Genomic DNA, 19,106 nt, shown 5'->3' with positions numbered 1-19,106 from the left:
TCGGATTGATTCAGGAATGAGGGAACCATGGCGTTGTTGAACAGAGACGAACAGAAGCAGGTCGCTGAGGCGATTGATCGTGTTGAACAGCGTACTGACGCCGAACTGGTCACAGTGCTGGCTGCTCGTGCCGACGATTACGCGTACATGCCGCTGATCTGGGCCGGGCTTATTGGCCTGCTGCTGCCGGGGACAATCAATTACTGCTTGCAGTGGCTGAGCGCGGACGAACTGATGCTCGCGCAGATGAGTACATTCATTATTGTGGCGCTGGTGTGCCGTATTCCGAAGGTGACTGCTTGTCTGGTGCCAGTCTCGGTCCGGCGCTGGAGGGCGGGAAACCTTGCACGTCGGCAGTTTCTTGAGCAAAACCTGCACAAGACCCACGACGGGACCGGCATTCTGGTGTTTGTCAGCGAGGCCGAGCGTTATGTCGAGATTCTGGTTGATCATGGCATTGCCAGTCGCTTGCACGACGATACCTGGAAGGCGATGGTTGACGTGTTTACTCAACAGGTCAGGGACGGTCAGATTCTGCAGGGGTTTTTGGGTTGCATCCATGCCTGTGGCGAATTGCTCGCCGATCATGTTCCGGTGACGCATGGCAAAAACGAGTTGCCCAACAGGCTGGTGGTGCTGCGCTGAGAGTGGATGTCAGGAACTGATCAATACAGCCCTGACACCCTGTGTGCCCACCAGTGTCAGATAATACGGCTAACGCTGTAGAACGATTTTATATAGACCTTCAACTGTTCGACATTCTGGCTGATTGACGCTGAAGGCAACTCCTTCGGCGTGACTTGGTCCAGAAAACTGTACAGCGATTGATAAACCTTTTTCACTTCTTGAACCCAAAGCATCTTGCTTTGATCTACGCTCGCCAGCGCGGCCAGCTCATCAAGCTTTAGTTGCGTCGCTTTGGTTTCCTGTGTCGCAAGGCGCGATTCGTCGAGCAGGGCGTTATAACGCAGTCTCAATCTGTCGCGCTCTTCGGTCAGGTCTTTATAGGTCAGCGCGGTGCTGAGCTTGTCGAGCAACTTGCCGAGCCTGGCGATGCCGACAGAGACTGCTGCAATGTGCGGCGATGGCAGGTTGGCTAATTCCAGCTCCTCCGGCGTCGGCAGTATTTCCTTGAACCGATCGACCAGGTTATACGCCTCGAATGTTTTAATCGTCTCATTGAGCAGGCGTCGGTCTTCGGCGATTTCACTCATCCGTTCATTCCTCCCGGCTGCACGTTGAGTCAAGGTGTCGATCTGTTGCTGCAGTATTTGCGGCAGGCGATTGCCGTCCAGCGTCAGGTTGATTTGCAGCACATCGTCACTGCGCTCGGCGATGGCTTTAGCGCTGTTGCGCACGGCCGTTATCAGGTTCGAAATCTTATGAGCACGCTCTTCATTCAGCTCGCTGAATGCTTGCTGTTTCTGCTCATCGCTCAGTGTGTTGTCTGCCTCGATCTGTTGCTGTGTCAGATCAATCGGGTGCAAATTGATGCTGTTCAACTGCACGGTGACAGTGGCCAGTTTTTCGCGATAGGTCTTGTCTGCGTTAGTAAGTGCTGTTTGTAGAGGCCTCATTTTTTCTTTGATGACCGGCAGGAATTCCAGCTTCAAAGCGGTAACTTGCACATTGATACTCTGATGGGCTGCCGCCATGATTTTAGTGTCCGGTGGGGTGAGGACCAACGCGTCATGCAAGGTTTCAGTGCTCATGATCATTTCCCTTTAATCGTAGATTGCTGTTCGCGTTGAAATTGATTTAGCGCGCTATCAAAAATGGCCAGCAGCTTGGTTGTCATGCCGTTTATTTCTTCCCACGGTGTGACCACGGCATTGAATTTTATGGCGAATCTCAGCAGTGAATGATTGTCCTTGATCTCGGCCAGTTCATTGGCGGAGCTGCTTATATAAGCCGTCAGCATGGTCCACAGGTCTTTAAGGTTGGTGGCGCCCTTATGCGCATCCAGCATACGGAAATTCATATCCTGGAAGAGCCTTTGCAAGTCGAATACCGCTGATGCCAGTGGACGTTTTTCCTTGAGCAGTAGAATTTTCTGGTTCTTTAAGTTGATCATCCGGTTTTTTTCTTTGCGGATTTTTTCCGCCTGACTGCCGAAGATACCTCCCGTTATCGCGACCCCGATGGGGCCCCCGAAAATACCCCAGGCAATATTGTTGACGGCGGTTTTGTACTCTTTGTTCTTTTGCTCTATCTCGACAGTCAATTGCTCAAGATCTGCTTCCAGATTCTTGACCTGCTGATCCACGTCAGAGCGGCTTGCCAGGTTCACTTTGTCGTTGATGTCAGGAATGAGGTCAACGCTCAATCGGGTGCTGAAGGTGTCGATTTTCTGAGTCAGTAGTTCTGAAGACTGTTGATGGGTCGCTATGTTCGACGCCAGATCTTTCAGAAATTCTGCCAGTTCAATACAGCCGTCCTGGTCGACCTTACTTAATGATAACAGCGGTGTGTTGTGGATTTCCTCGAGGGTCACGTTGGCAACTTTCTGGTCTATTCGCTTGGAAATACTCATGCTGTCGATGACGTCGATGATCTGTCGACCCTGATTCGAGAACGTGGCAGCAAATAGATCAATAGTGGTTCCGCTGAGCTTGATGCTGTCCTCGATATCTTTCCAGCTTCGGCCATGCTCGTTGGTTGCGAGGTACGTCATCAGCAGGTCTTCGGGCTCCAGGCCAGGTATCCCGCTTTTTGTAAAACCCAGTTGCTGTTCGACTCGCGTCATTGACGTGGGCAGATCAAGGCTGTGCCGTTCGTAGCGTTTTATACTAAGGATATCTTCCTTGGTTAGAATAAGCCCGGCACCGCGACCGCTGCTTTTTTCATCATTCAGTAAGGCCTGCAGGTATTCCCGGGGTTTTAGTGTGACCCTGGCAATGTCCTCGTTTTCCAGTAGTTCTGCGTGGCTCAACATAATGCACGTTCCTTGTGCGGGTTGTTCTGGTAGAGCAGGAAGCTCCACAGGTATGTTCTGACTGTGTTCAATCAGTCAGGGAGACTATAAGGCTGTTTGTGTTTTGTTCAATCAGTATATTGTTGGTTTGTCGGGGAATATTTTACTGTTTATGTACAGTTCGCATTGTTGTGTAGGTAATGGCGAGCAGGGGGTGTAGTCCTTCAAAAATAAGGGTGCCCATCAACCGCTGACACGCCTAAAATACGTTCCTGATTTTTCGAGTCCCGGCCGGGACGCTTGAGGCACATTTAAAATGTCAGTCATTACTCCTGCAACACTTACGGCTGCTGCCGATCACAGGACGCAGTTCCTCGACCTGCTGGACACCAGCCTCTCGCAGAGCTCGCTCATCAAGCTGGTCCTGGCCAAGTATGTGGGCAGCGAAGCCGAGCTGCAGCGGGTCATCGTCAAGCCGCTGACGATCAAGGAGCAGCCTTGCCTGTCATTTGTCTATCGCTACAAGACCCGCGATATCACCAGAAATTTTCCGCTGGATGAGGCGGTGGGCGTCATCGCCAGTCTGCTACCCGAGTCGTTCAAGAACGCGCACCTGCTGTCGCTTACCGACGAAGTGCAGCTGGAATACAGCAAGAAAGGCAAGACCACACTGTTCAAGAGCAAGGCTCAGCAGGAGCGCGTTGCGCCTTCGGCCGGGCACGACCGAGAGAAGAAGCGTTATCTGGAATTGAGCCGGCCGTTTCTGACCGACCTTGGCGTGACCAACCGCCAGCATGAACTGATCCCGGCGATGTCGCGCAAGTGGAAACAGATCAACAAGTTCATCGAGGTGTTTTCCCATGCATTGAACTCCTCGCCGCTCAAGCTGGATCAGCCGATCAAGGTCGCCGACTTCGGCTCAGGCAAGGGCTATCTGACGTTTGCCATCCACGACTACCTGTGCAACACGTTGCAGGCTGATGGGCAAGTGACCGGGGTCGAGTTGCGTGAGGACATGGTCACATTGTGCAACAAGGCCGCAGCGAGTCTTGAACACCCTGGCCTGACGTTTCAGCATGGCGACGTGCGTACCGTTGCGCCCAGCGCGCTGGATGTGATGATCGCGCTGCACGCCTGTGATATCGCAACAGACTATGCCATTCACATGGGCATCCGTTCCGGCGCGTCCATCATCATGTGCTCGCCATGCTGTCACAAACAGATCCGCTTGCAGATTCAGAGCCCGACGCTGTTGAAACCCATGCTGCAATACGGTCTGCACATGGGGCAACAGGCCGAAATGGTCACTGACAGCCTGCGGGCCTTGTTGCTGGAGGCCTGTGGTTATGAAACCAAGGTCTTCGAGTTCATCTCGTTGGAACACACCAACAAGAACAAAATGATCCTCGCCGTAAAACGTGCCGAGCCAGTCAACCAAGCCCTGTTGCTCGCGCGGATTCAGGAACTCAAAACGTTTTATGGCGTCACCGAGCAGTGCCTGGAATCGCTGCTTCAGGCCGATGGTTATCTAGGCTGAAAAATTCGAACCTGAGCGACCAGCGGTCTTGTGCATCATCGTTTCATTGCTCTGGGTCAATGGTTGCGCCTCGCGTTCGGCGGATGCTTGAGCTACTCCCCTGCATCCCGGTCGCCCTCGAGGTTTCCATCATGATCAGCACCTTTTTCATTCCTTCCGTGAATATCATCGGCGCCGGCTGCATCGATGAAGCGATGCTAGCCATACGCAACTATGGCTTTCGCAAGGCATTTATCGTCACTGACGCCGGGCTTGCCAAGGCCGGGGTGGCGAGCCAGATCGCCGGTTTGCTGGTCGAACAGGGCATCGACTCGGTGGTGTATGACGGCGCCAGGCCCAACCCGACCATCGCCAACGTGGAAAACGGCCTGGTCATGCTGCAGGAGCAACAGTGTGACTTCGTGATTTCTCTGGGCGGCGGCTCGCCCCATGATTGCGCGAAGGGCATCGCCTTGTGCGCCAGCAACGGCGGGCATATCAGCGATTATGAAGGCGTCGACCGTTCGGCAAAACCGCAGTTGCCGCTGATTGCCATCAACACCACCGCCGGGACGGCGAGCGAGATGACCCGCTTCTGCATCATTACCGACGAAGTACGTCACGTAAAAATGGCTATTATCGACCGCAACGTGACACCGCTTCTGTCGGTCAACGACCCGAACATGATGGTCGCGATGCCTCAATCGCTGACGGCAGCCACCGGCATGGACGCGCTGACTCATGCCATCGAAGCCTATGTTTCGACGGCTGCCAACCCGATCACCGACGCCTGCGCATTGCAGGCCGTGGCGTTGATTGCCAACAACCTGCGCGACGCCGTTTCCAACGGCAAGAACATCACAGCACGGGAAAACATGGCCTATGCGCAGTTCCTCGCCGGCATGGCATTCAACAATGCGTCGTTGGGCTATGTGCACGCGATGGCTCATCAACTGGGCGGCTTTTATGATTTGCCACATGGCGTGTGCAACGCTGTTTTGCTGCCTCATGTGCAGCGCTTCAATGCGAGCGTCAGCGCAGCACGCCTGACCGATATCGCGCATGCGATGGGCAATAATATTCGCGGCCTTTCCCCTGAGGAAGGCGCCCAGGCGGCAATCGATGCCATTCGCACTTTGTCCGCCGCTGTCGATATTCCTGCGGGCCTGACCGCGCTGGGGGTCAAAGAAGAAGATTTCCCGATGCTCGCCGCCAACGCCCTGAAAGATGCTTGTGGCCTGACCAACCCGCGCCCTGCAGATATTGAGCAGATTCAGGATATATTCCGTCAGGCACTTTGATAAATCGCCAAAAAACAGGCTTGCACATGGACATGCTTCGGCCATACACCCTCGCTCATCGGGACCTCTGTCTGGCTATTTTTGACAGCAACGTCCCGCGCTTTTTTGATCCCGTAGAGCGCGAGCAATTTTCCAGTTTCCTGATGGCTCCGCTGGGGCACTACTTTGTTGTCGAACGTGATGCCGAGGTTGTGGCGTGCGGGGGCTACCTGGTGTTGTCTGACCCCTCCGTTGCCGAACTCACCTGGGGCATGGTTCACAGAGAATGCCACGGCAGTGGACTGGGCAGGTTTCTGACCCAGGCTCGTCTGCAGGCCATGAGGCTAGTGCCGGGTGTCACGCGTGCCTTTATCAATAGCAGCCAGCACGTTCAGGGGTTCTACTCGACGCTGGGGTTCGCCGTGACCGGCATTGAAGCCGATGGACATGGACGCGGAATCGACAGCGTCAAGATGGAACTGGCGATCTCGTGATTGCCTATGCCTGAACAGAGGCTGACGAAAGCCTAGGAACGTGAGTCAGGCAGGCCGACGCCCGTTTAGCATGCAGGCTGTCTTCGCGATTCCCGCGAATATGCCTGGTAGGTCGATCCATGAAGCCTTGGCCTTTGTTGACAGGTGGTTTCCCGAAGGTCGGCCTTTCGCGCTGCACACTGGCCTTGCTGCTGATGCTTTCCGGGTCGCAGTGCCTGCAGGCGTCAGACAGGCCCGAGGGTTTCGCCAGAGGTGTCACCGGTGGTGGGGCCGCAACGGCTGTGCATCCTGCCACCCCGGATGACCTTCGATCAGCACTCTGTGCGTCTCATGACTCACGAGGCGCCTGCACCGATGACACCCCGCGAGTGGTAGTGCTGGACCACCTTTTCGACTTTCGTGGAAGTGTGGTCACCAACGGCAGCGCCGAAACCACTGAGCCTGGCTGCAGGGTGAAAGTGTGCCCGCATGGCGGAGAACAACTGGCACTCAACGGTGCCAATGGCTTCTGCCAGTCGAGGCCGTCTGTCATGGTCACTTACGACAATGCGGGCCTGAAACCACTGAAAATCGGCTCGAACAAGACGCTGATCGGGAAGGGCGGCAACGCAGGCATTCTGGGCACAGGGCTGTTCATCGGTGACGGCGCGCATAACGTGATTGTCCGCAACCTGACGCTTTCCGATATCAACCCAAGTGTCGTGTGGGGCGGAGACGCACTCACGCTCGACAGGGCCGACGGTGTCTGGATTGATCACAACACCTTTACACGTATCGGTCGACAGATGATCGTGACCGGTTGGGGCGCTGCTTCGCATGTCACCGTCTCCAGCAATGAGTTCGACGGGCGCACCCCTTATTCATCGACCTGCGACGGTCATCATTACTGGGTCTGGCTGTTCCTTGGCAGCCAGGACACGCTGACGATATCAAGAAACTACGTGCACGATACGTCCGGCAGGGCGCCACATGCCGGCGGTATGCACAATGCAGAAGTTCGTGCCCAACTGGTCAACAACGTCTTTCAGCGCATGACCTATCAAGGGGCGATCATGTCGCGAACCGAGTCTTCGCACTTGCTGGTAGAAGGGAACGACTTCGAAAACGTCGCCCATCCACTGTTCAACGACGTGGATCAGCCAGGCACCGCATTTGCCTTGTTTGATCCGGCTTCTCTTGCTGTACCTGACGCTTGCACACGCGTGATCGGCAGAGCGTGCGTTGCCAACCAGCAGCGGGTAAGCGGCGAGGACTATCGCCCTCAGGATGTTTCTGCGCTGAAGGCTTTCAGCGACTACCGGCAGTACCTGATAACGCCGGTTTCGGCAGATGAGGCCAGGGAAGAAGTCCCGAAAGAGGCTGGTGTGGGTAAGGTAAGTGCTGACCTACTGCCATGATTTCAAATCTGCTATCGAGTAAATCCATTCGTTACCGGTTTTTTGCTTGCTGAACAGTTTGAGGTCCAACAAGCCATTCAGAACGGTTGCCGCCGTGTTGTAAGCACATCCCAGGCTGTCCTTTATATCGGTCACGTATGAAGAAAACCGCAGGGCCTTGGCGGTTCTCCCAAAGAAACAGCCGTTACAAGCTGGCGATTTCTGGCTTGCCTGACGACCGACCAGGCCAGAGCTGCCTCCAGCGATTTCGGAAATCTGAAACGTAACTTGTCGAAATGCAGGTAGCGTCTCTGTGCATCAAAGGGCTGCGCAAGCTAAAGGTAGACGTCTGCCTGGGCGGCATGGTCTTTGATAATCCGGGTAAGTGGATTGTGTATAAGTTCGGGCGGCGACTTGACCGACATTTCAAATTTCGTTGAGATTGAAATGGGTGAAAAGCCTTTTCGAGGCAGAATGTGAGCTCTGTTGAGCGCATGAGCAAACAGAGGCATACCTTCAAGACTGCTCATCGCCGCAGCGTAAGACTGAGAGCAACTGGATGCTGACTGATGTCACGAGATTGCAGATGGGATAGGGGGGGCAAAAAATATGGAGCGGGTAGAGGGAATCGAACCCTCAACTAAAGCTTGGGAAGCTTTCGTTTTACCACTAAACTATACCCGCTCTGAGCTCAATGCTGAGCGGCTGACTTTGTACCAGAACCCTGCCTCGATTTGAAGCGCTAATTTCTCTGCGCAATGCTTTTCCCCTCGATTGCCTTAACAAAAAGCACACCGACATGCTCTGTCAGACAGGCCTCGGCAGTTGTTTTCTGGGTGGGCACATGCTCGGCGTCGTGTGTTCAATCCACCAGACGGTGACGATGTTTAGAACAGGTCGATTTCTGCCGCGTGCAGCGCACGGTAGCTGCCGGCTGCGAGGGTTGGGTCCAGGGTCAGTGCACCGATGCTTTCCCGGTGCAGCCGCAGCACTTTGTTGTCGAAGTGGCCGAACATCCGTTTCACTTGATGGTAGCGGCCTTCGACAATGCTCAGGTGTGCGCTGCGGGGTCCCAGCACGTTCAATTGCGCCGGTTGTGTGGTGATGTTTTCGAATGAGAAATACAGGCCTTCGGCGAATTTCAGCACATAACGGTCGTCAATGAGTTGCTCGGTCTCGACGTAATACACCTTGGGCATTTTGGTCTGCGGCTGAGTCAGTCGTCGTGACCATTGCCCGTCGTTGGTGATCAGCATCAGCCCGGTGGTGTTGAAGTCCAGGCGTCCTGCGATGTGCAGCTCGTGTTTGTCAGGCTCGTCCAGCAGATCAAGCACTGTCGGGTGCTGCGCATCGGTAGTTGCACTGACGCAGCCTGGCGGTTTGTGCAACATGAAGTAACGCGCGGCTTTGCCTGGCTGAAGAATTTCTGTGTCGAATATCACACAGCTGAATTCGCGTACTTCGTGATGCGGGTCACTCGTCGTCAGTCCGTCTACCTGAACGCGACCGCTGGCAAGGGCCAGGCGTACGCTCTTGCGATTGAAGCGCGGCAAGTTGCTGAGGAAACGATCAAGACGCATGGCAGGAATGATGCAAGTGAGAGCGGTTGCGCATCTTACTACGTGCCCTGACCAATGGGTTGCCCGAGCGCTGCTCCCTCGACTCCGGCGCAACGTGGGCAAAGACAGGCCTTGTTGCGAGCTTCTTCTGGCAATGCAGCAAGGCGCGCCGGGTCAATGCTCTCGGAAAAGCACCAGCATGGCTGATCTGCAGTGCGCGGGTCGGCCAGGCTGCATCGGTTGCTGAAGCCACACGCAGGGCACAGCGCTGTGTCGGTTAGGGCGGTTGTCATTTTTTAGGAAGGCGCCGTGCTTGATGATGGGGTCGCTGGGTTCAGGCCATATTAGCAATCACCGAACCCGCTGTCGGGGCATGATAGACGGGTGCGCGACTCAGCAAGGCCGAGAACGCGGCACATCGGCAGTGCACCAGTAATATTCGGTCGTAATGAATGCCTTGAGCCGACAGGCTGTTGAACAGATCGGCCAGCGATGGCGGCGTCATGCCGAAACGGTTGCGCACCGTCAGCACGTCCATCGGCGTCGGCGGCAACCAGCCCTGCAAGGGCGATGCCCGAGAGTTGCCTACCACGCGTGCGATCTCGTCATAAGTCTCGTCGGTTGCACTCTGGAACTTGGACAGACTGTAATTTTTAAGCCTGCCGGGTAGCGACGTCCCGGCAATGAGTTTGTCGGTAATGAACAGGGGCTCGAGCGACGTGTGCGGCATCACTGAATGCACCGCCGTGTTCGAGTGGGAGAATGGCCTGGCATTCTTGTTGACGACGCGATGCAGTTGCGGGTCTACCAGTTCGTAGCCATGCGGCGCATAGGTGCGAATTTCGGTGCCGTTGGGGATTCCCACTGTACGCGACCACGGTGTGTAATACCCGTGGGTGCTGACCACCAGAGTCCGCGCCTGGCCTCTGTCGGACGTCCACAACAGAAACCTTCTGCCTAGCTTCCAGGCATGTATCGGCAAGAGGGTTGGCGATAGGGAGGTGGTGACCGTCCAGCGTCGCAGAAGCGCGTCGGTGTGGAAGAATTTCTCCAGTCGGGTCTGGCGCGGGTTCACCACGTGCCTGCGCAGCGCTCTGTCTATAGCAGTTAAGGCGGCCTGGCTTTTGCTCGCGGCTGGTTTGGCGATCCTGCTTAATGAGCGCAGCATGCGTGGCGTTTGCGGAGCCCGCTGCAACAGCCCCAGCGACAGCGTAGCCAGTAAAGCGTGATTTTTCTCTGCGTGGCGCCTGCCCGGTAACTGCGTTGCGGCGATAGCGAGTGAGGCAAGGCCGACCTCGGTCGCCAGCGAGGCAATAAAGGCGGGTGTCAGTAACAAGGACATGGGCACCAGCAAGCGTTGTAAATGCAGCAGCCGTTCTGTCCAGTCAGCCAGTGAAACCTGCGCCGAGGTAGTGATCTGTTCTTCTGCGTCATCCAGTGCGTTTTGCCTGAGGCGCTGGTGCAAAAAAGCGAATGGCGTGTTTGACAGTCTTTTTTCACACAGCGAGTGGCGCATGGCCTGGCGCGTGTCAGGGTTGTAGAGCGCGTCGGTCCAGGGACGCAGTATCGACGCAGGCGGGTTGGGAGCCTGGGCACCGCCCCACAGTTTGAACAGGTAATTCAGGCGCTGCTGATGGCTGAGAGGAACGTAACGCATGACCGTTTCACGCCACTCCGGATCAGCCGTTTTACGGGTCAGGTGCAATGCCAGTGCCGTGTCGTCGACAAACTCCAGAAACCCCTCGGCGTGGCCTGCCTGATAGAGCACCTTCCGTGCGTCCGGTAGTTCGAGCACCAGCAGACCGGTGTACTGATGCGCCAGCCCGTCGATCAATGAGCCCTGAACGAAAAAACCGAGGGCCCGCCATTGATGTTGCGCAGCGGGCGCAAGTGTTTCCACGACAAGATCGAAGCTGCTGCGCCTGAGTTTGCCGCGTTTCAGGCTGATCAGTAACTGCGCGATGAACGATGATCTGAATGCTCGTTCGACAGTGCTGTGCTGCTGGTCCCAGAAGTCGTGGATGCGCTGAGTCATCCAGTTCAGAAAACCGAAGCCGCTTATGTAGTTCTCGAGCGCCTGTGGACTGATTTTCAGGATATGGCCCTGCTCACGGTTACCCAGCCCGGAGGGGTCGAAGAAGACTTCGGTGCCGCCGCCGTGATCGACATAGCCAGCCGGATGATCGACCCGGTAATGATCCGTCAGCGCTTCGGTCAGGCTGACCGGTTTTTCGTCGGGGGTGTGAACATGGATGGGCGCCACGCGGGGTACGCCCAGTGGCCGGTTCGAATGGCCGGGCTTATAGGCGATGAATACATGCTCAGGGTTGAGGGTAAGCCCGTGGTGGTCCTTTAAATAGTTCGCCATGATGTGTGCAGCCATTTTCGAGGCGACCGGTATTTGCTCGAGAATGTCCGATTGTGTCTGCCAGAGGTCTGCAGCGCCTGCCAGCGCAAGGCTGCGCGCCACAGGTCTGAGCAGATCGATGGTGGCGCAGGTGTTTCTGCCGTTCAGAATCGCCGTGAAGGAAGCCTGCGTGAGAGCAGTGAACAGATCGCCTTCGATCAGCGGAGCATCGGCTACCACCGCTGCAGGTTGTTGCAGTGCAAGCAGCGCGTGGCCGTACAGCCCGGACGCGTTCATGGCTGCCAGTAACCGCAGGGGCATGTGTGCCGGATCATCGCTGATGTACTCGGCGATCTTGCCCTTGGCGCCCAGTATGTGAATGAAACAGTGTGAGGTGGTTTTCGACCTGACCTGAAATATCCCGGGCACCTGCTCGCCGTTCAACGAGAGTAATCGGACCTCGGTCAGTTCGCCTCGTCCGCTATCGTCCAGCACGTCCCCGTCGAGGGGAAACCGGCTCATGCCCAAGGCGTCCAGTGCAAGCCGATAGCCGTCCCGACTGATATGTCGGTGGGTGTGCTGTCGGGCCAGGTTGTCGAGAAAAGCCAGCCGCGCCAGTGTGCGCCAGGTTGCTTCGTGCCTTACCCGGAAAGCTTCCAGGATGGCGCTGTAATCATGATCCAGAGGCATATCGCCTATCCATTTGAAAACCTGCCTGGTCATCAGCAAGGGCGTGTCTTCGGATATGGGTGTGTCGGTAATGACGCTGCGATACAGGGCCAGAAAATGTTCCGGTTCGAAGCTGGTCAATGCCACTTCAGTCAACGACAGACTGACGCTGTAATGCTCTTGGCCCTGATCGTCCACAGCGGGCAGGTCATCGCTGCTGAACGTGATCTGTAAGGTGTCCGGATCGAGCACGTTGCCACTCTTGTGCATGAGCAACGTGATCAGTTGCTCACGTACGTAGTGTTGGCGGGGCGGTGGAAAGTCCATGTCCAGCTGGCAGGCTTTCAGAAGCAATGCCGAGTCGGCAATCAACCGGAAGCCAGGGCTGTCGCGCATGGCTTTAAGTTGACGTTCGATGTGCGAAGCGATGTCTTCCGGCCCGCGCTCTTCCGATACCGGCGGCAATGGGGTTTGAGCGAGCGGTGAATAGGCCGTCGGCAGGGTGAATGTTGGCGATGCGTTCAGTGTGTCGTGCCTGTCGCTACTGTGCTCGGGCCGCAGAACGCTGGGCTGCTCAAGCAGGAAAGCAGACGGATGGAACAGTGTGTCCTGGCGAAGCGGACTCCAGATAGGGTTCATGACGTGCGGTCAAAATAAATGAGTGGCCATTATTCCGGGAGTTGCAGCGTGGGAGGTCATAGCTATGTACCGCAGCTTGCGATCACGCCAAAAGAAGCAAGGCGGCGCGCCGTGGCACGCCGCCTTGTCTGCTTAAAGTTGCTGCAGGTATGCGCGCCAGCCACCGAGATGGCTGATGTCGCGCGAGCCTTCCAGGCCATAGGCCTCGCAGATGAAACCGGTCTCCCAGCGCCCGTCGGTCAACTGCACCTTGCCTAACCCGAGCGGTGCCGGGATACCGCTCAGAAACGAGCCCAGCTCGGCGCTTGGCAGCTCCCAGACTTCAACGGCGATCGCCACGCCACCCCCGGCCACGCGCATCATGCCGGGCCGGAACGGCGGGCCGCCAGCCAATGCATACAAGCGATAATCGGCTGAGCTTTGTGTGGCCTCCAACAGATGGCCGCCACGCTGCCGGAGCTGCCAGTTCAAGGTCAGACCGTCCAGATGCGCGCCGCATACCACCAGCCTGGCCATGTCATTGCGAGCGGCATTGGTCGGGGGCGGTAGCGACGGGACGTCGCCCCCGATCAGCGGCAGGGCGCTTTGTCGCTGCAAGGCATCGGCCAGGCTAAGCAGATATTGATCAGTGAACGCTCGCCCGAACAGCGTCACGCCCCACGGCAGACCATTGCTCATGAAGGCGCCGGGTACGGCGATAGCGGCGTAGTCGAGCAGGTTGACGAAGTTGGTGTAATAACCCAGTTCCGAATTTCGCAGCACGGGCTCGGCGCTCAGTTCTGCCGAGGTTACCGGACGACCAATGCTTGGCGTCAGCACGCAGTCCAGCCCTTCCAGCGCTTGGTCACAGATCATTTTCAGCGCTTGCAGGCGGTATTGCGCGCGAAAGGTATCGACTCCGCTGACTGCGGTTGCTTTGGCCAGCACCGCACGAATGACCGGCAGCACAGCCTCGGGGCGCTCTTCCATCAGCGGCCCGGCGACGCTGTAGCGTTCGGCCACCCACGGGCCTTCGTACAACAACCGTGCAGCTTCCAGAAAGGGCGACAGGTTCACGGTGACTGCTTCGCCGCCCAGCGCAGTGAGGCGGTTGACGGCATCGCCGAACAGCAACGGGCCTTCAGCACAACCAAAGAACTCCAGGTCTTCGGCTCGGGGAACTCCGAAACGGAACGGGCGAGGTGCACCGAACGCCGAGGCGTCGTTCCACTGCGGGTTGCGACGGCTGTACTCATCGCGTGGGTCAAACCTTGCGACCAGCCCCAGCAACTGACTGGCTTCTCTGGCCGTGGCAGTGAAGGTGGAAACACAGTCCTGTGTGCGGCAGGCGGGCACTACTCCGGCTGTGGAGATCAAGCCCTTGCTGGCTTTCATGCCCACTAGATTGTTCAGCGCTGCAGGCACTCGTCCCGAACCTGCGGTGTCGGTGCCCAGAGCAAAACTGCTGACACCCAGCGCAACCGCCAGAGAAGAACCAGAGCTTGAACCGCCGGATGGATAGTCCGGGAGAACGCTATTGGGGCAAGCGCCATAGGGCGAGCGGCTGCCATTCAGGCCAGTCGCGAACTGGTCGAGATTGGTCTTGCCCATCGGCACCGCGCCCAGTGCGATCAGCTGCTCGACGACGGTCGCCGAGCGCTTGGGTGTGTAGGCGTAATCCGGACAGGCGGCGGTGGTGGGAATGCCGGCCAGATCGATGTTGTCCTTGATCGCGAAGGGCACGCCGTACAGGGGCAGGTCCTTTAGGTCACGACTTTCCAGCTCCGCAAGGTAGGGTTCCAGTTCATCCACGCTGAGCAAGTGAATGAACAGGTGAAAGACGGGATTGAGCGCTTCGGCTTTCTCGCGCAGTGCCAGAATCAATTGGCGGGGCGTCAGATCACCGGCCTGATAGGCGCCACGCACAGTGTCCAGGCGAAGGTCGTTCGGCAATGTTGTGTCGTTCATGACGAAATTCCAATGAAGTTGAAAAGTTGATCGGTTCAGTCTGCTGCCAGTACCACGACACGCTGTCCCGCGCGGATTGCTGAACCGGGCTGCACCCGGACTTCCCTGACCACGCCTGCGACAGGCGCTAGCAGGGGGATTTCCATCTTCATCGACTCCAGAATCACCAGCACATCGCCTGCTTCGACCCGTTCGCCAGGCTGCACCTGGACTTGCCATAGATTGCCGGCAATATGGCTGTCGATGCCTTGGTGGCCTGCTTGCAGGGGAAGTTCTTCGATATCAGGTGCAACGCCTTCATCGCTTTGAAAATCCGCCTGACCGTTGGCGATCCAGCGTTCGCGTTCGGCGTTGAACGCCGATTGCTGCTGCGCACGGAATGCCGCAATGTCGTCTGCTTCACGTGCCAGGAAGGACTGGTAATCGGCCAGGTTCAGGGTGCTGTGTTCGATGTGCAGGGCAAAGCGCCCAAGTGGAAAGTCGCGGCGGATGCGTAACAGTTCATCGGCGCTGACCGGGTAGAAACGGATCTGATCGAAGAAGCGCAGCAACCACGGTTTGCCTTCGAAGGCGGCGACATCGCGGTAGCGGTTCCACATCTGCAACGTGCGGCCTACGAATTGATAGCCGCCGGGGCCTTCCATCCCATATACGCACATGTAGGCGCCGCCAATACCGACAGAGTTTTCAGCAGTCCAGGTGCGTGCCGGGTTGTACTTGGTGGTCACCAGCCGATGCCGAGGGTCCAGAGGCGTGGCGACCGGTGCGCCCAGGTACACATCGCCCAGCCCCATGACCAGGTAGCTGGCATCGAATACTGTGCGCTGTACTTCATCCAGATTGGGCAGGTCGTTGATGCGGCGGATGAACTCCAGATTGCTCGGGCACCAGGGCGCGTCCTTGCGCACGGTGGTCATGTATTTCTCGATGGCCAACTGGCAGGCCGGGTCATCCCACGACAGGGGCAGGTGGACGATGCGCGACGCCACTTGCAGGTCTTTCGCTGCACACACGGCGTCCCACTCTCCGGCAACAATGTCGAGCAGTTGCCGAAGCGGCAGTTGTTCGGGGCAGTAGTGGACCTGCAGCGAGCGAATGCCCGGCGTCAGGTCGATCACGCCTGCCAGGGCCTTGGCTTCCAGTGCGAGCATCAAGGCGTGGCCGCGCAGGCGCAGCACCAGATCCAGCTCCGGCGCGCCGATTTCCAGCAGCAGGTGAGTGTCGCCGGACAGCCGCGCTACAAGGCGTTTGTCGTCGTGACCGATGTCGAGAATGATCGGGCTGGGCAGTTCGCCTTCGCGAGCAAGCTCGCTCCCACAGATGTTTACGGGACCTTGGGGGAGGGTTGAGTTCACTGCCGCATGACACGCCTCGACACTCACCGGAAAAAACCGGACCTTGTCTCCGGCCTTCAATTGCCCCAACTGCCACAAATCCGCTTCGATGATGGTCACCGGGCACACGAAACCACCCAGGCTAGGGCCGTCAGGGCCGAGGATGACCGGCATGTCGCCGGTGAAATCCACCGCGCCTATCGCGTATGGGTTGTCGTGGATGTTGGAGGGGTGCAGACCTGCCTCGCCACCGTCCGCCCGCACCCATTCAGGTTTGGGGCCGATCAGGCGCACACCGGTACGGCTGGAGTTGAAATGCACCTCCCAGTCGGTCGCAAAGAACGTTTCGATGTAGGTTTCAGTAAAGTATTCCGGGGCTGCATGAGGGCCGTAGATCACTCTTATCTGGCGGACTTTTTTCAGCTCGTCGAGGTGTTCGTCGGCAATCTGCTGGCCTGAGCTGCGATCGACCAATGGCGCGATATGCAGCACATCACCCGCCCGCAAAGCTCGGCCGCCATGGCCGCCAAACTGGCCTAGGGTAAAGGTGCTTTTGCTGCCCAGATAATCCGGCACGTCCAGCCCGCCACGCACGCACAGGTAACTGCGTACGCCAGCACCGGCTATGGTCCCCAACGCAAGGGTCGAACCGGCGCGCACCAGCAGTGCGGTGTTCATGGCGCAGGGCTCGCCATCCAGCGTGATCGGAATATGCGCGCCGGTTACGGCTAGTACCGCGTCGGTATTGAAGCGCAGTAACGGCCCGCTCATGGTGATTTCCAGCGCGGCGCATCCTTCGGCATTGCCCAGCAACAGATTCCCCTGACGCAAGGCGCGGCTGTCCATCGGTCCTGACGGCGGCACACCGACTGCCCAATAACCCTGGCGGCCGGGGTAATCCTGAACAGTGGTCTGCGTACCGCCGCTCAGCACCTCGAACGTATCGGCTTGATACAGGAGGTCTTCCAGGCAGCGCGTCCACGGCTGACCGCTGGCGAAGGGCGTGTCGGCGATGATCTGGCGCAAGTAATCGCGGTTGGTCTCGACGCCGTACAGGCGGGTCTCATGAAGGGCTGCGAACAAGCCGGCACTGGCCTGATCGCGGTTTGGTGCCCAACTGATCAGCTTGGCAATCATCGGGTCGAAATACGGTGGTATTTCGCAACCGGCTTCCACCCAGGTGTCAATGCGCAACGCATAGCCATCGGCAGGGGGGAAATTCACCGCTGTCAGCAAGCCGGGGCAAGGCTGGAAATCGCGGCCCGGATCTTCGGCATACAGTCGCGCCTGAATGGCATGACCGACGGGTTTGAGGCTTGCCTGCAACTGGCTGAGCGGCGGCAGATCACCCGCCGCGAGTTGCACCATCCAGCTGACCAGATCGACGCCCCACACTTGCTCGGTGACGCCGTGTTCGACCTGTAGGCGCGTGTTCACTTCCAGAAAATAGAAGCGCTGGTCTTCGCTGTCGAAGACGAATTCAACAGTCCCGGCGCTGCGGTAACTGATCGCTCTGGCCAGCTTGATCGCCGCCGCGCACAGCTCATCGGCCATGCCCTCTGGCAGGTTGGGGGCCGGGGTTTCTTCCAGTACTTTCTGATTGCGGCGCTGCACCGAGCAGTCGCGCACGCCGAGGGCCAGCACTTCGCCCTGGCCGTCACCAAACACCTGCACTTCCAGATGACGGGCGCGCTGGATGTATTTCTCGATGAACACACCCGCGTCGCTGAAATTGTTCTGCCCAAGACGTTTGACTGCCTCGAATGAATCGGTCAGTTCCTCTGCACTGCGACACACGCGCATGCCGATGCCGCCACCGCCAGCGGTGCTTTTGAGCATAACCGGGTAGCCGATGGCACGAGCCGCAGAAAGGGCTGACTCCAGGCTGTCGAGCAGTTCGGTGCCTTCCAGCAGGGGCACGCCGTGTTGCCTGGCCAGCGCACGGGCGGTGTGTTTGAGACCGAATACACGCAGTTGTTCTGGCGTCGGGCCGACGAAGGCGATACCGGCGTCTTCGCAGGCCTGGGCAAACGCAGCGTTTTCAGAGAGAAAGCCGTAGCCGGGATGAATGGCTCTGGCGCCAGAGGCTTTGGCAATGGCGAGGACCTTGTCCACCGCCAGGTACGTACTGGCCGCGCCGCCTTCGCCCAGGCTGTGGGCTTCGTCGGCCTGCATCAGGTGCAGGCTGGCTGCGTCGGCTTCGGAATACACCGCCACGCCTTTCACCTGCAAGGTGCGCAGGGTTCGCAGGATGCGGCAGGCAATGGCGCCACGGTTGGCGATCAGCAGTTTGTCGAACATGGCATAACCCCGGAAACCCAGTCGCACTCGGTTTCGTGATGGGAAGCGGGCCGTCCCGCTATTGATCAATCTACGCAACGGTCGTCCGTTGCTGGCGGCGGGTGCCGGGTCAGTCGCGGATCAGCAGGTGCGCAGGCGTCGGGTTATAGCCGTTGCATGGATTGTTCAGCTGCGGGCAGTTGGAAATCAGCACGATCACGTCCATTTCGGCGCGCAGCTCGACGTACTTGCCGGGCGCGGATATGCCGTCCTCAAAGGTCAGGCCGCCTTCGGCTGTCACAGGCACGTTCATGAAGAAGTTGATGTTCGGGCCGATGTCGGCCTTGGTCAGGCGACCCTCATGCAGGCAGGCGCGCAAGTAGTTGTCGCGGCAGCTGTGCATGTGGCGTTTTTCCAGATCGTAACGCACGGTGTTGCTCTCTTGGGCACACGCGCCACCCAACGTGTCATGACGACCGCAGGTGTCATCGACAATGGTCAGCATCGGCTGGCCGAGGTTGGAAAACAGCACGCTGCCTTTGGTCAGGTAAACGCTGTTTTGCCGGCGCAGGGTGCGCTGCACGTCGTAGCGTTCGCGCGGGTTGGCGAGGCTGAAAAACAGTGTGTCGACCGCCTGATTACCCTCCAGGTCGAGAATGCGCATGGTCTGTCCGGCCTTTACTTCGGCCAGAAACGGTTCGCCAGCCGCAATGGTCGCGTCGCAGGAGTGATGATTATGTGAGTTCATGAC

At 57.9% G+C, this 19,106-nt stretch carries 13 protein-coding genes and 1 tRNA gene; 5 read left to right on the top strand and 9 right to left on the bottom strand.

The features are described 5' to 3' along the window. The first annotated feature begins 27 nt into the window (after positions 1-27). A complete protein-coding gene (locus I9H09_RS18845; RefSeq protein ID WP_122311469.1) occupies positions 28-645 on the top strand; it encodes a TPM domain-containing protein in 618 nt (205 codons plus the stop codon). A 56-nt stretch (positions 646-701) separates the two neighbouring features. Here the strand turns inward: I9H09_RS18845 and I9H09_RS18840 are convergent, their stop codons facing one another. Then, the gene (locus tag I9H09_RS18840) at positions 702-1,718 is read right to left on the bottom strand and encodes an alpha-xenorhabdolysin family binary toxin subunit B (RefSeq protein ID WP_122347136.1); all 1,017 of its coding nucleotides are present in this window, start codon (positions 1,716-1,718) and stop codon (positions 702-704) included. Then, entirely contained in the window at positions 1,715-2,935 is a 1,221-nt protein-coding gene (locus I9H09_RS18835) for an alpha-xenorhabdolysin family binary toxin subunit A (protein WP_024671703.1), read from the bottom strand. Before I9H09_RS18835 ends, I9H09_RS18840 begins: the two co-directional genes overlap by 4 nt. Positions 2,936-3,230: 295 nt before the next feature. Here I9H09_RS18835 and I9H09_RS18830 point away from each other — a divergent pair, with 295 nt between their 5' ends. From I9H09_RS18830 to I9H09_RS18815, 4 genes are all read left to right on the top strand, one after another. Next, the gene (locus I9H09_RS18830; protein WP_122347135.1) at positions 3,231-4,451 is read left to right on the top strand and encodes a class I SAM-dependent methyltransferase; all 1,221 of its coding nucleotides are present in this window, start codon (positions 3,231-3,233) and stop codon (positions 4,449-4,451) included. 131 nt (positions 4,452-4,582) lie between these two features. Next, entirely contained in the window at positions 4,583-5,731 is a 1,149-nt protein-coding gene (gene yiaY, locus I9H09_RS18825) for an L-threonine dehydrogenase (protein WP_024691496.1), read from the top strand. A 26-nt stretch (positions 5,732-5,757) separates the two neighbouring features. Beyond that, positions 5,758-6,204: a GNAT family N-acetyltransferase gene (locus I9H09_RS18820; protein ID WP_122347134.1), complete on the top strand. Its 447-nt coding sequence runs from the start codon at positions 5,758-5,760 to the stop codon at positions 6,202-6,204. A gap of 194 nt (positions 6,205-6,398) precedes the next feature. Beyond that, positions 6,399-7,601: a pectate lyase family protein gene (locus I9H09_RS18815; protein ID WP_235662950.1), complete on the top strand. Its 1,203-nt coding sequence runs from the start codon at positions 6,399-6,401 to the stop codon at positions 7,599-7,601. Positions 7,602-8,190: 589 nt separating this feature from the next. Here the strand turns inward: I9H09_RS18815 and I9H09_RS18810 are convergent. The 7 genes from I9H09_RS18810 to I9H09_RS18780 form a co-directional block, all read right to left on the bottom strand. Beyond that, positions 8,191-8,264, bottom strand: a tRNA-Gly gene (locus tag I9H09_RS18810). A gap of 203 nt (positions 8,265-8,467) precedes the next feature. Beyond that, the gene (locus I9H09_RS18805; protein ID WP_122347132.1) at positions 8,468-9,160 is read right to left on the bottom strand and encodes a 16S rRNA pseudouridine(516) synthase; all 693 of its coding nucleotides are present in this window, start codon (positions 9,158-9,160) and stop codon (positions 8,468-8,470) included. Between the two features lie 38 nt (positions 9,161-9,198). Then, positions 9,199-9,432: a cysteine-rich CWC family protein gene (locus I9H09_RS18800; RefSeq protein ID WP_080268047.1), complete on the bottom strand. Its 234-nt coding sequence runs from the start codon at positions 9,430-9,432 to the stop codon at positions 9,199-9,201. 41 nt (positions 9,433-9,473) lie between these two features. Further along, positions 9,474-12,794 (bottom strand): dermonecrotic toxin domain-containing protein, encoded by a 3,321-nt coding sequence (locus I9H09_RS18795; RefSeq protein ID WP_236502227.1) that lies wholly within the window; start codon positions 12,792-12,794, stop codon positions 9,474-9,476. Positions 12,795-12,926: 132 nt separating this feature from the next. Continuing rightward, positions 12,927-14,741 (bottom strand): allophanate hydrolase, encoded by a 1,815-nt coding sequence (atzF, locus tag I9H09_RS18790; RefSeq protein WP_122323933.1) that lies wholly within the window; start codon positions 14,739-14,741, stop codon positions 12,927-12,929. A 35-nt stretch (positions 14,742-14,776) separates the two neighbouring features. After that, entirely contained in the window at positions 14,777-18,376 is a 3,600-nt protein-coding gene (gene uca, locus I9H09_RS18785) for an urea carboxylase (RefSeq protein ID WP_236502226.1), read from the bottom strand. A gap of 109 nt (positions 18,377-18,485) precedes the next feature. After that, positions 18,486-19,103 (bottom strand): urea amidolyase associated protein UAAP2, encoded by a 618-nt coding sequence (locus tag I9H09_RS18780; protein ID WP_236502225.1) that lies wholly within the window; start codon positions 19,101-19,103, stop codon positions 18,486-18,488. Positions 19,104-19,106: the final 3 nt, after the last annotated feature.

This window comes from Pseudomonas tremae (assembly GCF_023278125.1).
GTDB lineage: Bacteria > Pseudomonadota > Gammaproteobacteria > Pseudomonadales > Pseudomonadaceae > Aquipseudomonas > Aquipseudomonas tremae.
The sequence above is the reverse complement of the archived record's forward strand: the minus strand, read 5'-3'. Positions and strand labels throughout refer to the sequence as shown.